Raw genomic sequence first — 12,302 nt, forward strand, 5'->3', positions numbered from 1 at the left:
AGGGGGAAGTTCCTGATGAGGTCGGTGCGCGCCGAACGGCAGCAGTCCCTTCCCCCTCAGTCGGCTTCGCCGACAGCTCCCCCTTCAGCGGGAGCATCTGCCGCTTCAGCGCGGCGGGGCGAAGCGGATGACGTTCTCGCCCAGGAAAGGCTCTTCGGTCGCCTCGGACGGCGGCGCGAACAGCGGTTCCATGGCGTCGGCGGTGGCCGTGGGGCTTTCGGGCTTCTCGGCGGGCTTGGGGGCGGCCAGCAGGATGGGCATGCGCACCGAGACGCTGGTGCCCGCGCCCAGGCGGCTTTCGACATGCATCTCGCCGCCGTGCAGCTGGGCGAAGGCCCGCACCAGCGAAAGGCCAAGGCCAGTGCCCCTGGCGCGCTGGTCGACGCCGCCGGCCTGCTCGTAGGGGCGGCCCAGGCGCTCGAGATCCTCGGGGCTGATGCCGACGCCAGTGTCGGCCACCACGATCTCCAGCATGCCGTCGTGACCGTCGGCCGTGACCGTCACCTGGCCGCCGCGCGGCGTGAATTTCAGGGCGTTGGAGACCAGGTTCAGCACGATCTGCTTGAGGGCCCGGCGGTCGGCGTCGACGTCCAGCTCGCCGGGCGGCAGCACGCCGCGCAGCTGCACGCCCACGCTGTCGGCCTGCACGCGCAGCAGGCGCATGGCGGCGTTGACGGCCTCGCGGGCGTCGAACTCGCCGCGCGACAGCTCGAAGCGCTCGGCCTCGATCTTCGACATGTCGAGCACGTCGTTGATCAGGTCCAGCAGGTGGCGGCCGCTCTCGTGGATCAACTCGGCATATTCGCCGTAGCGGTCGGTCAGGGGGCCGAACATGCGGGCGCGCATGATGTCGGAGAAGCCCATGATGGCGTTCAGCGGCGTGCGCAGCTCGTGGCTCATATTGGCCAGGAAGCGGGCGCGGCCGGCGGCCAGCTGTTCGGCGTCGTTGCGGGCCTGGTCCAGCTGCTGCAGGTGGCGGGTCTCGGCGGTGACGTCGCGCAGCACGCCGACCAGCATGCCGGGGCCGACGCGGCGCAGAGTCAGGGACAGGGTCTTTTCCGGGGCCTCGGCGGCCGGGAAGGTGAGCACGGCCTGGTGCTCGCGCAGGGCCTGGCCCAGGGCGAAGTCGACGCGGGCGCGCTCGCCCACGACGGCGGCGTGCGACAGGCCGTCGATCATGATCCGGTCCAGCGCCGCGCCCTCGGGGGCGACGCCGCGCACGGTGCGCACGCGGCCTTGCAGGGTGACGACGAAGGCCAGGAACGGCAGGCCGTCCAGCAGGGTCGAAAGGGCCGTCAGCTCCGACAGGTTGCGCACGTCGCGTTCGCCGGCCCGGCGGTGGGTCAGCATCAGGCCGGCGGCGAGGCCAAGGCCGGTGGTGGCCACGGCCAGGAAGCCGAGGATGAAGGCGGTAGGCCCCGTGGGCGGCGGCGGGGCCAGGCCCGACAGCTGGGTCAGGGCGGCCATGGCGCCGCCGATCAGGGCCAGGGCCGCACCCTCGGCCAAGCGGCGCGGGGCGGCCAGGGTCGAGGCGGCGGCCACGGGGGCCAGGCACCAGGCGCTCATGGCGCCCGAGACGCCGCCGGTCAGGGCCGCGGCGATCGCGCCGCCGGCGGCCCAGCCGACCAGCAGCATCGATTGGGTGCGCTCGTCCTCGCTGTCGCCCAGCAAGAGGGCGGCGATGGCGGGCAGGGCGCCGGCCAGCAGGGCCGTCCAGATCGGCCAGCCCGTCGAGCCCGGCGTGAAGGCCACCGCCCCGCCGGCCAGCAGGGCCGCGGCCAGCCAGCCCAGACGCCAGGCGCGCGCCGTCTCGCCCGCGCCGAGCGCGGGGCGAAAGGCGGCTTCATCCTGCCGCGGCTGCACCGGGTCGATGTCCAAGGGGACGCGTCCGCCTCAAAAGGTTCGTTATTGGTGAATCCTAACCCCGCTTCGGCCGATCCCCCAAGCACGCACAATTGTGGGGCGACCGGCCGAGTCCAGCTTCTTGTGGACGGAAACGGTTTCGTAAGCGGGTTGGTTCAGGGTGGCACAGAATGCCTTTGCGGACAGAAGGTCCGGGAGTTTCATATGTCTCAGACGGCGTCCGCGGACGCTTCGTTCACAGCCGAAGAGCCCGCCGAAAGCGTGGCTGGGGCTGATTCGCGCGGTGCGCAGCGGGGCGCCGAAGGCCCCACCGCGACGTTTCGCCGCGCCGCCGCCCGCGCCCGCCGCAAGGCCGCCCTCGACGATCAGAAGCGTTCGTTCCTGCGCATGGTCAGCCACGAGCTGCGCACGCCCCTGAACGCGGTCATCGGTTTCTCGGAGATTCTGGCCAGCGAGCTCTACGGCCCGCTCGGCTCGCCGCAATACAAGGAATACGCCAAGCTGGTGCACGAGAGCGGCCTAAAGCTGCTGAAGCTCGTCAACCAGATCGTCGAGATCGCCCGCCTGGAAGGCCATGTCACCGACCTCGACGTCGCCGCCGAGCCGCTGGACGAGGCGGTCGAGGACGTGATGGCCCAGCTGCGGGCCGAGTGCGAGGCGCGGGGCGTGGTCCTGAGCGCGCCGGACCTGGTGGGCATGCCGGGCGTGCTGGCCGACCGGCGGGGCCTGCGCACCATTCTCTCCAACCTGATGCAGAACGCCGTCGCCCATTCGCCGCGCGACGGGGTGGTGACCATCGAGGCCGAGCGCGTGGCCGGCGGCATGGTCGAGATCTCCATCCGCGACCAGGGCGAGGGCGTCGAAGCCGCAGACCTGCCGCGCCTGTTGCGCCCGTTCGAGCAGGGCGGGGCGTCGCTGACGCGCACCGGCGAGGGGGTGGGCCTGGGCCTGCCGATTGTCGACCTGCTGACCCGGGCGATGAACGGTTCGCTGCGCCTGAAGTCGGCGCCGGGGCAGGGGTTGACCGCGATCGTGAGCCTGCCGGGGGCTTGACCGCTTGCATCAGGGGCGCGGCCCGCCTAGATGCCGCGCCATGAGCACCAGCCCCATCGACGCCGCCCTCAACGACCTCGCCGACGAGTTCGAAATGCTCGGCGACTGGGAAGAGCGCTATCGCTACGTGATCGAGCTGGGCAAGGACCTCGAGCCGCTGACGCCCGAGGAGCACTCCGAGGAGAACAAGGTGCGCGGCTGCGCCAGCCAGGTTTGGCTGGTGACCGAGCCGCAGGCCGACGGAACCGTGCGCTTCCGGGGCGACAGCGACGCCCATATCGTCAGCGGGTTGATCGCCGTGGTGCTGCGGCTCTATTCGGGCGCCCAGGCCGGAGACATCGCCGCCTTCGACGCCTCGGCGGCCATGGCGCGCCTGGGGCTTTCGGAAGCGCTGTCGTCGCAGCGGTCCAACGGCCTCAAGTCCATGGTCGCCCGCATTCAGCGCGACGCGGCGGCCCTGGCGGGCTAGTTCGCACCCTCCACTTCCCGTCATTCTCGCCCTTGTGGCGAGAAACCCTCTGTCGGCCGCAAGGGCGGATGGGGCGAACCGCTGGCGGTTCGCTTGCGCCTCACGTGCAAGCTGACCCAGGGGTTCCCGCCACAAGGGCGGGAATGACGGTGGGGAAGGGGGATGGGAGCCCCCAAACCCCTAGAAGAACCCGGCCCGGTTGCCGATGAACACGATGGCCACGACGATCAGCAGAAGCTGGATCAGCCAGTTCACGGGCGAGGGGATCGGCGAGCGCTGGACGGCGTAGAGCGCCAGGCCAAGCAGCACGAGGGCGATGATGACGGTGATCAGGATGCTCATGGCCCGGTAACCCGCGTTATGCGCGCTTGGTTCCGGCCGTGCTTGAGCAGACCCGTCCGATCTTCTATGGCCCGCCCATGACCTCGACCTGGCGCATCGCCGCCCTCTACCGCTTCGCGACCTTCGACGACCCGGAGGCGATCCAGGCCGACCTGGCCAAGCTGTGCTGCGGGCTGAAGGTCAAGGGCACGCTGCTGCTGGCCCGCGAGGGGATCAACGGCACCATCGCCGGAACGCCGCAAGCCATCGACGCGGTCATCGCCCATATCCGCACCCTGCCGGGCTGCGAGACGCTGGAGCTGAAGTTCGCCGACGCCGACCATGCGCCGTTCCACCGCCTGAAGGTCAAGGTCAAGGCCGAGATCGTCACGCTTGGCGAGCCGGACCTGGATCCAGCCCACAATCACGGCGTCCATGTCGATCCGGCCGACTGGAACGCCCTGATCGCGCGGGACGACGTCATCGTCATCGACACCCGCAACGGCTACGAGGTCGACTGCGGCACGTTCGAGGGGGCGATCGATCCGAAGACGCCCAGCTTCGCCGACTTCCCCGCCTGGTTCGACGCCTTCCGCCAGACCTGGGACCCGACCGCGCCGGCCCCGAAGGTGGCGATGTTCTGCACCGGCGGCATCCGCTGCGAGAAGTCCACGGCCCTCCTGAAGGCGCGCGGCGTCGAGGAGGTGTTCCACCTCAAGGGCGGGATCCTGAACTACCTGGAGACGGTGCCGCAGGACGAGAGCCTGTGGCGCGGCGAGTGCTTCGTGTTCGACGAGCGGGTGGCCGTCGGCCATGGCCTGTCGCAGGGCACGCACGCCCTGTGCCGGGGCTGCCGGATGCCGGTGTCGGAAGCCGACCGGGCCTCGCCGCTGTATGTCGAGGGCGTGGCCTGCCCGCGCTGCCACGATAGCCGCAGCGACGACCAGAAGGCCCGCTACGCCGAGCGCCAGCGCCAGGCGGCGCGGGCCCTGGAGCTGGGCATCGACCATGTGGGCGCGAGCCTGCCGCCGAAACCTCCACGCGAGGCCTGACGGATCGCCCTCGCCCGCACGGCGTTATCTCCACGACCCCTTCCCAAGGACATGGAGACAGACGCCATGGTCGCCTACGACCCCACCCAGACCAACGGCGCGGGCCCGGCCCGCGCCCGCCAGAGCCTGATCGACACCCTGTCGGACAAGGTCTCGAACTTCCTGGACCATCAGTCCAAACCCGCCGATCCGCAGGCCCCGATCGCCGACTACGCCGTCGGTTCGCCGGCGAAGAAGCCGCTGACCATCGCCGGCCGTGAAGTCCACATCGGCGGCCGCACCGTGCCGCTGGCCGTCGCCGTTCTGGGCGGGGCGGTGCTGGCCGGCCTGCTGATCAACAAGCGCACGCGCGGCGCGGCGATCACCGCGGCCGGCACGGCCTGGACCTTCCTGCAATCGAAGAAACCGTAAGGCTCCGCTTCGAACCTTTTTCGGAGAGGCCGCGTTGCTGCGGTCTCTCCATTCGAAGCTCAGGGAGCCCAAGCATGGCCCATACGAACGAAGACCACATCAAGCTCGTCAACGGCCTGGTCGAGATCACCATCGACAGCGCCGACGGCTACGAGGAAGCCGCCAAGGACGCGGAAAGCAGCCGCTTCAAGACCCTGTTCCAGGCCCGCGCCCAAGAGCGTCGCGGCATCGTTTCGGACCTGCAGGCCGAGGTCCGCCGCCTGGGCGGCACGCCCGACGACGACGGCAGCATCCTGGCCGCCGCCCACCGCGTGTTCCTCAATGTCCGCGACGCCCTGACCAAGGGCGACGAGGCGGTGGTCAAGACCGTCGAGGACGGCGAAGACCACATCAAGGCCAAGTACGAAAAGGCCCTGGGCGACGTGGATATCCAGCCGGAGACCCGCCGCGCCATCGAAGAGGCCTACGCCAAGGTCAAGGCCGGCCACGACCAGATGCGCGACATCAAGCACGCCCAGCAGGCGTCGTAGGTCGCTTCAGGACAGGCGGGACGGCTCAGGCCATCCCGTAATGCGCCGCGAGGCGCTGCAAGGCCGCCTTGAGGGCGGCCTTGCCCGTTCTGGGCCTCATGCCCAGGGCGACCTCGGTTCCCTGCAGAGACGTGCCGGTGAGGCAGATCAGGGTCAGGATCGGCATGGCCTCGGCGCCCACCGCCTCCATGGCTCGCCCCAGGCGCTGGCGGGCGGCGTAGGCGCGCTCCATGGGCTCCAGGCGCGAACCGCCGCCCGAGCGCGGCGTCGGATCCCAGCGCATGGTCAGGCGTCCGATGATCCCCGAGGCGTGGGCGTCTGCCGACAGCTTCTCGCCGGCGGCGTGTTCGGCCCGGGTGATGTGCTTGCGGCGCAGCAGCCAGTCCAGCGGCGCCTCGCCCAGATTGGCGCGGTGCGTCGTGGCGCGGCCGTCGGGCTCGACCACCGTCTTCTCGCCCTCGACGAAGCCGGGGCGCCCAGGCGGCGGGGAAGGGGCCTGGGGCGACAGCCGCCAGCCGCCGTCGCCGCGCGGGACCAGCCGAGCGAACAGCTTGCGGAAGGCGGCCTCATTGATGACCAGCATCGGGCGGCGGCCGCGGGCGAAGCGTACGGCGTAGGCCAGGCCCCTGGCCTCGATCACCGAGCCGGCGCGGGCCAGCAGGCGGGCGGCGCGGTCGGCCAGGTGCTCGGCCTCCAGCTCGCCCTCGAGAATGCCGGCGGCGCTCATCGGCCCAGCCCCGCGCGCTGGAACTCGATGCCGGCGAGATCCGGAATGGTCTCGGGCGCCTGGCGCACGCAGGCCTCCAGCGCGGTCATCCGGGCGTCGAACACCCTGTCCTCGCGCAGGTCCTCTATGCGATGGCAGGCGTGGGCGCAGGTGGTGCGGTCGCGGCCGAAGGCGAAGGCCACGCGGGTCAGCGGCCAGTGAAAGATCACGTGCGCCAGGTAGATCGAGATCTGCCGGGCGCGGGCGGCCGACTTGTGGGTGCGCTTGTCCGACGTGATGTCGATCGGCGCGACGCCGGTGGCCAGGGCCACGGCGTGGGTGACGAAGGCGGCGGCCAGCCGGTCGCGACGCGGGTCGGGCGAGATCGCCCAGGCCTCCTCCAGGATTTGAGCGAGCATGATGGTCCCTCAAGAGCGGCGCCCCCAATGACGCCCATGAGCATCAGCCTAGGCTGATATTCCTCTTGTAGGATAACTTTCCTATTTCGCGCGTCCAGTGAAAATCTAAACCACTGATTGTATTACGCGCCATGGTCGCCAGTCCCCGTCCGGCGACGGGGACTGGCGCCTTGATCAGGGCTGGCCGGGCGCGGGCGGCGCGTTGGCGGCCGGCGGGTTGGGCTTGAGCAGCTCGGCCTCGATGGCCACCTGCACCTCGTCGCCCACGCCCATGGTCGATCCGGGCTGCGGCACGCCGTAGGCGACGCCGAAGTCCGAGCGCTTGAAGCTGCCGGTCAGCGAGAAGCCTATGCGGGCGTTGGGGTCCATCGGCGGATAGCCGGTGTAGCCGCCGTTGAACCTGGCCTTCAGCGTCACGGGCTTGGTCACGCCGTGCAGGGTGAGGTCGCCGGTGACGTCGGCGGTGTCGTCGCCGGTCTTGGCGACCTTGGTCGAGCGGAAGGTGATGGCCGGATACTTGGCCGCGTCCAGCCACTGCGGACCCAGCAGTTCCTCGGTGAAGCCCTTGGGCGGGGCCGGCAGTTGCAGCGAGGCGGTCTTGATGCTGGCCTCGATATGGGCGCTCTCGATCGCTTTCGGGTCGAGGGTCAGCTTGGCGTCGAAGTCGGAAAAGCGGGCCGTGTACCAGGAGAAGCCCAGGTGATTGACCTTGAAGCTGAGGTCGGCGTGGGTCTTGTCCAGCGTGTAGTCGCCGGCCGGCAGGTCCGCGGGCGGCTTGGCCGCGGCGGGCGCGGCGGCGGTCTCGCCGGCCGGCTTGGCCGGTGCGTCGCTCTTGGCCGCCTTCGGGTCGGAGCAGGCCGAGAGCGCCAGCAGCAGGGCGCCGCCGATCGCGAGCTTCGAGGCGTAGGACATGAAACCTCCCTTTTATGCAGGCGGGGAGGTTCGGCCCGGGGCGAGCATTGGGTCAACCCCAGGCCGTGGCTCAGCTTGCCATTACTTTTTCCGCGCGGCGATCCAGGCGTCGGTCCGCGCTTCCAGCACCGCCAGGGGCGTCGAGCCGCCGAGCAGCACCAGGTCATGGAAGGCGCGCTCGTCGAACTTCGGGCCCAGGGCGGTCTCGGCGCGCTTGCGCAGCTCCAGGATCTTCAGCTCGCCGATCTTGTAGGACAGGGCCTGGCCGGGCCAGGAGACATAGCGCTTCAGCTCGACCTCGATATTGGTCGAGGAGAGGGCGCTGTTTTCGGTGAAGCAGGCGCGAGCCTGTTCCAGGCTCCAGCCCTTCCAGTGCATGCCGGTGTCGGCCACCAGCCGGCAGGCGCGCCACATCTCGTAGGACAGGCGGCCGAACAGCTCGTAGGGGTCGCGATAGATCCCCATCTCCTCGCCCAGCCATTCCGAATAGAGCCCCCAGCCTTCGCCGAAGGCGCTGAAATAGAGGTTCTTGCGGAACTCGGGGCCGGCCTGCTCCTGGGCCAGCGAGGTCTGGACGTGGTGGCCCGGCGCGCCCTCGTGCAGCACCAGGGCCGGCAGCTCGTAGAGGCCGCGCTGGTCGAGGTCGGAGGTGTTGATCATCAGCCCGCCGGCGCGGCCGGCCTTGGGATCGCCGCCGAAATAGCGGCCCGTGGTGTAGCCCTTCTCGATGCTGGCCGGCACCGGACGCACGCCGTAGGTCAGGCGCGGCAAGGTCCCGAAGTGGGCCGGCAGCTGGTCGTCGGCGCGCTTGGCGATCTCGCTGGCCTTTTCCAGCAGCTGCTGGCGGCTGGTGGCGTAGAAGCGCGGGTCGGTGCGCAGGAAGGTCAGGAAGGCCGGCAGGTCGCCCTTGAAGCCGGCCTCCTTCATCACCGTCTCCATCCGCGCGCGGATGCGGGCCACCTCGGCTTGGCCGATCTCGTGCACCTGGTCGGGGGTCATGTCGGTGGTGGTGTAGCGCTTGACCAGGAAGGCGTAGTAGCGCTTGCCGTCGGGCAGGTCGCCGGCCGCCAGGCTCTTGGCGGCCTTGGGCAGATATTCGTCCTGCATGAAGGCGACGAAGCTTGCTCGGGCCGGGGCGACCCTGGCCTTCAGCACCGCCTCGCCCTCAGCGATCAGGGCGGCCTTGCGATCGGCCGGCACGCTGGCGGGCAGGGCGCGCAGCGGAGCCAGCAGCGGATCCTCGGAGGGCGGCGTGGCGGCCGTGCGCTGGGCGCGTTCCAGCACCGACTGGGCGGTCATTCTGGTATGGACGAAGCCGGTGGCGATCCCGCGCCGGGCCTCGGCGATGTTGGCGGCGTACCAGTCGGGCGCCTGGGCCAGCAGGGCGATCCACTTCCTGGCCTCGGCCTCGTCCTTCAGGCGGGCGCTGCTGGCGCGATAGAGCAGGGCGACGTCGAAGCCGCCGTCGCTGCTGAACGGCATGCGGCTCTCGTCGAACGACAGCCCGGCGAGCTTGTCGTCGAGGCTCCAGGCCAGGATCTGGCGGGTCAGCTTCTCGTCGTCGGACAGGCCGGCCGCGTCGACCTCGCCCAGCAGGGCCTTGGCCTTTTCGTACTTGGCCTTGCGGTCGGCGTCGGCCTTGGGGCCGACCGGCGGCAGGCGCCAACGGGCGGCGTCCGAGCCGCTTTCCTCGTCGTCGATGGCCGAGACCGACTCATAGGCCTTCACGGCCTCGGTCAGGCGAGCCGAAGCGGTCGGGGCGGCCGCATGCGCGCCGCTCGTCAGCAGGACGGCCGACAGGGCCGCGCCGGCGGCGAGGCGGAGAAGGTGATGACGCATGGACGCTCCCCGGAATGAACGAGGGGGAGGTTAGAGCAGGATTTGCCGCCGGGCCAAACGGCCCCGCTTCGCATCCGGATCAGAATGTGAGGAGAGGGAAGAAAATGGAGCGGGCGAAGAGATTCGAACTCTCGACATCCACCTTGGCAAGGTGGCGCTCTACCACTGAGCTACGCCCGCGCACCGATTTTCTTGTCTCGTCCATCCGTCTCCGCAAGGGAGGGAATGGAGCGGGCGAAGAGATTCGAACTCTCGACATCCACCTTGGCAAGGTGGCGCTCTACCACTGAGCTACGCCCGCATCGAAGAGGCTGAAAACAGCGCCCCGCGACGAGGAGGCGGCTTATGGCAGAGCGTTCCGCGCTTGGCAAGCACTGTCGCGCAACTTCATTGGGGATGAATGCCGCACTTGCGGAAAGCCCCGTTTCGACGGCTCATTGGTCCCTTGGATTTGAGGGCGGGGCTCTGGGTTTGCGTCTGTTCGTGTTCGGATTGGGCTATGTCGGCGCCGCCTTCGCCGAATCTCTGGCCGCGCGAGGCTGGGCGGTCAGCGCCACGGGCCGCACGCCGCAGGCGCGGGCCGCCGTCGAGGCCCTGGGCTTTTCCGCCGTCGATCCCGACGACAAGGCCGCCATGGCCCTGGCCATGCGCGGCGTGAACGCGGTGCTGGTGACCTCGCCTCCCACCGGCGAGGGCTGTCCGGCCCTGGAGGCGGTGATTCCCGCCCTGGCCGCCGCCGAGGCCTTCCCCGACTGGATCGGCTATCTGTCGACCACCGGCGTCTATGGCGACTTCGACGGGGGCTGGGTATTCGAATCAAGCCCGCTGAAGGCCCAGTCGGTCGAGGGCGCGCGCCGGGTCGGCGCCGAGCGCGACTGGCGCCAGGTGTGCCGGGGCATGGGCCTGACCATCGCCACCTTCCGCCTGCCGGGCATCTACGGCCCCGGCCGCAGCGCCTTCGACCGGCTGAGGGCCGGCGAAGGCCGTCGGATCGTCAAGCCGGGCCAGGTGTTCAGCCGCATCCACCGCGACGACATCGTCTCGGGGCTGCTGGCCTCGCTGGAGCGGCCCCGAGCCGGGGCGGTCTACAATCTGTGCGACGACGAGCCGGCCCCGCCGCAGGACGTCATGGAGCACGCCGCCCGCCTGCTGGGCGTTCCGGTTCCGCCCGACCTGCCGTTCAACGCGCTGGGCCTGTCGCCGGCCACCCGCCGCTTCTATGCCGAGAACAAGCGCGTCTCGAACGCCCTGGCCAAGGCCGAGCTGGACTGGCGACCGGCCTATCCGACCTATCGGGAAGGGCTGGCCGCCATCCTGGCCGCGGACGGCTAGGAGCCCTTCTTGGCCGCGGCGGCGGCTTCCTCGCGGACCTGCACGCGCTTGCTGATCTCCTGCATCGTCGCGCCGCGTTTCTCCAATTCGCCGCCGCAGCGCACCAGCATGGCGCGGGTGTCGGCCTCGGTCAGGCCCGCGCTGAGGGCGACCATCTGGTCCTCGATCTCCTTGTCCGACAGCTTCGCGTCGATGCGGCCCATGAAGTAGAGCGCGCCCATCTGGCCGATCTGCTTGGCGCTCTCGTCGTCGCTGGCGGCCAGCAGCGAGGTGGCCACGAAGCAGCGAAGGTCTTCGCTGGGCGAGGACGTCGCGGGGGCCTGAGCCTGCGCGCTGGACGCGATTGACAGCGCGCCCCCCAGGGCGGCCGCGATGGAAAACTTCTGAAGACGCATGAAACCCCCGCTCAAACTCAAGGCCGAATCGACCTGGGCGCGAGCTTGGCCATGCGGCGCGACCCTGGGCAATGGCCTTGCGCGGTCAGTCCTCGTCGTCGCCCAGATCCGCCGCAGCCCAGGCCGCGGCCGGGGCCTGGCCGGCCGAACGGGCCGCCGCTGCGCGGGCCAGGCGGCGGGCGACCGGGTCGTCTTCGACGGGCGTGGCCAGCACGCGGGCCTCGGCCACGGCGGCTGCCAGGCGCTCCAGGTCCTGCGGGCGAGACAGGCGGTGGTCGCCGTCCTTGATCAGCGAGAAGACGACGTCCTGGCTGGTCAGGCCGTTGGCCAGCTCCAGGGCGTGGGTCCAGGGCACGTCGGCGTCGGCCCCGCCTTGCAGCACGCGCACGGGCGCGTCGATCGGCACGGGGCCGGGCAGGATCGACCAGCGGGCGCCGTCCTCCAGCAGGTCGCGGGTGATGGCGTAGCCGCCGTCGTCGTACTCTGACGGCCGGATCCAGAAGCCGTCGCGGGCGATCGCCGTCCTGGCCTCGTCGGACAGGTCGGGCTCCATCAGCTTGTCGGTGAAGTCGGGGGCGGGGGCGATCAGCACCAGGGCCTTCACCCGCTCGGGCCGGGCGATGGCGGCTAGGCAGGCCAGCCAGCCGCCCATCGACGAGCCGACCAGCACCAGCGGCCCCTCGGTCAGTTCGTCGATGACGGCCAGGGCGTCGGCGCGCCAGCGGCTGATCGTGCCGTCCCTGAAGTCGCCCGACGATTCGCCGTGGCCGAAATAGTCGAAGCGGACATAGGCGCCGCCCGTGGCCAGGGCCTGGTCGGCCAGGACCTGGGCCTTGGTTCCGGTCATGTCGGAGTGAAAGCCGCCCAGCCACACCACCGTGGGGCCCGCGCCGTCGATCTTGCGGTACGCGAGACGCTGATTTTCCTCGCGCGGGTGGAAATCGCGGACTTCGGTCATGGCGCGGCCTTGTTCGTTTCGCTAACTAACCCCTCCTAACCT

Annotated in this window: 14 protein-coding genes and 2 tRNA genes; 6 read left to right on the forward strand and 10 right to left on the reverse strand. The window is 70.3% G+C overall.

The annotated features are described in order from the left end of the window. Positions 1–105 precede the first annotated feature (105 nt). Positions 106–1,878, reverse strand: a complete 1,773-nt coding sequence (gene divJ, locus DDF62_RS19275) for a cell cycle sensor histidine kinase DivJ (protein ID WP_165832300.1) — start codon at positions 1,876–1,878, stop codon at positions 106–108. Positions 1,879–2,067: 189 nt separating this feature from the next. On the opposite strand from divJ, the gene DDF62_RS19280 reads away from it, so the two are divergent. Then, the gene (locus DDF62_RS19280) at positions 2,068–2,916 is read left to right on the forward strand and encodes a sensor histidine kinase (RefSeq protein WP_116490580.1); all 849 of its coding nucleotides are present in this window, start codon (positions 2,068–2,070) and stop codon (positions 2,914–2,916) included. A gap of 40 nt (positions 2,917–2,956) precedes the next feature. Next, positions 2,957–3,385, forward strand: a complete 429-nt coding sequence (locus DDF62_RS19285; RefSeq protein ID WP_116490581.1) for a SufE family protein — start codon at positions 2,957–2,959, stop codon at positions 3,383–3,385. 180 nt (positions 3,386–3,565) lie between these two features. Here the strand turns inward: DDF62_RS19285 and DDF62_RS25730 are convergent, their stop codons facing one another. Then, the gene (locus DDF62_RS25730) at positions 3,566–3,727 is read right to left on the reverse strand and encodes a hypothetical protein (protein ID WP_165799372.1); all 162 of its coding nucleotides are present in this window, start codon (positions 3,725–3,727) and stop codon (positions 3,566–3,568) included. Positions 3,728–3,804: 77 nt separating this feature from the next. Here DDF62_RS25730 and trhO point away from each other — a divergent pair, with 77 nt between their 5' ends. From trhO to DDF62_RS19300, 3 genes are all read left to right on the forward strand, one after another. Further along, positions 3,805–4,758 carry an oxygen-dependent tRNA uridine(34) hydroxylase TrhO gene (trhO, locus tag DDF62_RS19290; RefSeq protein WP_116490683.1) on the forward strand — a complete coding sequence of 318 codons (954 nt, stop codon included), beginning with the start codon at positions 3,805–3,807 and terminating at the stop codon, positions 4,756–4,758. Positions 4,759–4,824: 66 nt separating this feature from the next. Further along, positions 4,825–5,169, forward strand: coding sequence for a hypothetical protein (locus DDF62_RS19295; protein ID WP_116490582.1), 345 nt, complete (start codon positions 4,825–4,827; stop codon positions 5,167–5,169). Positions 5,170–5,243: 74 nt separating this feature from the next. Then, positions 5,244–5,699, forward strand: a complete 456-nt coding sequence (locus DDF62_RS19300) for a PA2169 family four-helix-bundle protein (protein ID WP_116490583.1) — start codon at positions 5,244–5,246, stop codon at positions 5,697–5,699. A 25-nt stretch (positions 5,700–5,724) separates the two neighbouring features. Here the strand turns inward: DDF62_RS19300 and DDF62_RS19305 are convergent, their stop codons facing one another. From DDF62_RS19305 to DDF62_RS19330, 6 genes are all read right to left on the reverse strand, one after another. Next, on the reverse strand, positions 5,725–6,426 hold the full coding sequence (locus DDF62_RS19305; RefSeq protein WP_116490584.1) for a DUF6456 domain-containing protein: 702 nt from the start codon (positions 6,424–6,426) through the stop codon (positions 5,725–5,727). Continuing rightward, the gene (locus DDF62_RS19310; RefSeq protein ID WP_116490585.1) at positions 6,423–6,824 is read right to left on the reverse strand and encodes a helix-turn-helix domain-containing protein; all 402 of its coding nucleotides are present in this window, start codon (positions 6,822–6,824) and stop codon (positions 6,423–6,425) included. The genes DDF62_RS19305 and DDF62_RS19310 overlap by 4 nt, the downstream gene beginning before the upstream one ends. A gap of 174 nt (positions 6,825–6,998) precedes the next feature. Then, a complete protein-coding gene (locus DDF62_RS19315; RefSeq protein WP_116490586.1) occupies positions 6,999–7,736 on the reverse strand; it encodes a YceI family protein in 738 nt (245 codons plus the stop codon). Positions 7,737–7,817: 81 nt separating this feature from the next. After that, positions 7,818–9,575, reverse strand: coding sequence for a DUF885 domain-containing protein (locus DDF62_RS19320; protein WP_116490587.1), 1,758 nt, complete (start codon positions 9,573–9,575; stop codon positions 7,818–7,820). Positions 9,576–9,680: 105 nt separating this feature from the next. Next, positions 9,681–9,755: transfer RNA gene (locus tag DDF62_RS19325), tRNA-Gly, on the reverse strand. A 46-nt stretch (positions 9,756–9,801) separates the two neighbouring features. After that, positions 9,802–9,876 (reverse strand) — tRNA-Gly (locus DDF62_RS19330). Between the two features lie 170 nt (positions 9,877–10,046). Between DDF62_RS19330 and DDF62_RS19335 the strand changes: the two genes are divergently transcribed. Further along, positions 10,047–10,907 (forward strand): SDR family oxidoreductase, encoded by an 861-nt coding sequence (locus DDF62_RS19335; protein WP_116490588.1) that lies wholly within the window; start codon positions 10,047–10,049, stop codon positions 10,905–10,907. Here DDF62_RS19335 and DDF62_RS19340 read toward each other — a convergent pair. Both DDF62_RS19340 and DDF62_RS19345 read right to left on the reverse strand, forming a co-directional pair. Further along, positions 10,904–11,302: a hypothetical protein gene (locus DDF62_RS19340; RefSeq protein ID WP_116490589.1), complete on the reverse strand. Its 399-nt coding sequence runs from the start codon at positions 11,300–11,302 to the stop codon at positions 10,904–10,906. The two genes, DDF62_RS19335 and DDF62_RS19340, sit on opposite strands and share 4 nt — an antisense overlap. An 85-nt stretch (positions 11,303–11,387) precedes the next feature. Then, complete coding sequence (locus tag DDF62_RS19345) at positions 11,388–12,260, reverse strand: alpha/beta hydrolase (protein ID WP_116490590.1); 873 nt, start codon at positions 12,258–12,260, stop codon at positions 11,388–11,390. Between the last annotated feature and the right edge of the window lie 42 nt (positions 12,261–12,302).

Source organism: Caulobacter radicis, assembly GCF_003094615.1.
Classification (GTDB): Bacteria; Pseudomonadota; Alphaproteobacteria; order Caulobacterales; family Caulobacteraceae; genus Caulobacter; species Caulobacter radicis.

Bases quoted from the DNA above. Each gene is read 5' to 3' on its own strand.
- DDF62_RS19305 (WP_116490584.1), bottom strand. From the start codon at position 6,426: ATGAGCGCCGCCGGCATTCTCGAGGGCGAGCTGGAGGCCGAGCACCTG.
- DDF62_RS19295 (WP_116490582.1), top strand. From the start codon at position 4,825: ATGGTCGCCTACGACCCCACCCAGACCAACGGCGCGGGCCCGGCCCGC.
- DDF62_RS19300 (WP_116490583.1), top strand. From the start codon at position 5,244: ATGGCCCATACGAACGAAGACCACATCAAGCTCGTCAACGGCCTGGTC.
- DDF62_RS19280 (WP_116490580.1), top strand. From the start codon at position 2,068: ATGTCTCAGACGGCGTCCGCGGACGCTTCGTTCACAGCCGAAGAGCCC.
- DDF62_RS19320 (WP_116490587.1), bottom strand. From the start codon at position 9,575: ATGCGTCATCACCTTCTCCGCCTCGCCGCCGGCGCGGCCCTGTCGGCC.
- trhO (WP_116490683.1), top strand. From the start codon at position 3,805: ATGACCTCGACCTGGCGCATCGCCGCCCTCTACCGCTTCGCGACCTTC.
- DDF62_RS19285 (WP_116490581.1), top strand. From the start codon at position 2,957: ATGAGCACCAGCCCCATCGACGCCGCCCTCAACGACCTCGCCGACGAG.
- DDF62_RS19315 (WP_116490586.1), bottom strand. From the start codon at position 7,736: ATGTCCTACGCCTCGAAGCTCGCGATCGGCGGCGCCCTGCTGCTGGCG.
- DDF62_RS19345 (WP_116490590.1), bottom strand. From the start codon at position 12,260: ATGACCGAAGTCCGCGATTTCCACCCGCGCGAGGAAAATCAGCGTCTC.
- DDF62_RS19340 (WP_116490589.1), bottom strand. From the start codon at position 11,302: ATGCGTCTTCAGAAGTTTTCCATCGCGGCCGCCCTGGGGGGCGCGCTG.
- DDF62_RS19310 (WP_116490585.1), bottom strand. From the start codon at position 6,824: ATGCTCGCTCAAATCCTGGAGGAGGCCTGGGCGATCTCGCCCGACCCG.
- DDF62_RS25730 (WP_165799372.1), bottom strand. From the start codon at position 3,727: ATGAGCATCCTGATCACCGTCATCATCGCCCTCGTGCTGCTTGGCCTG.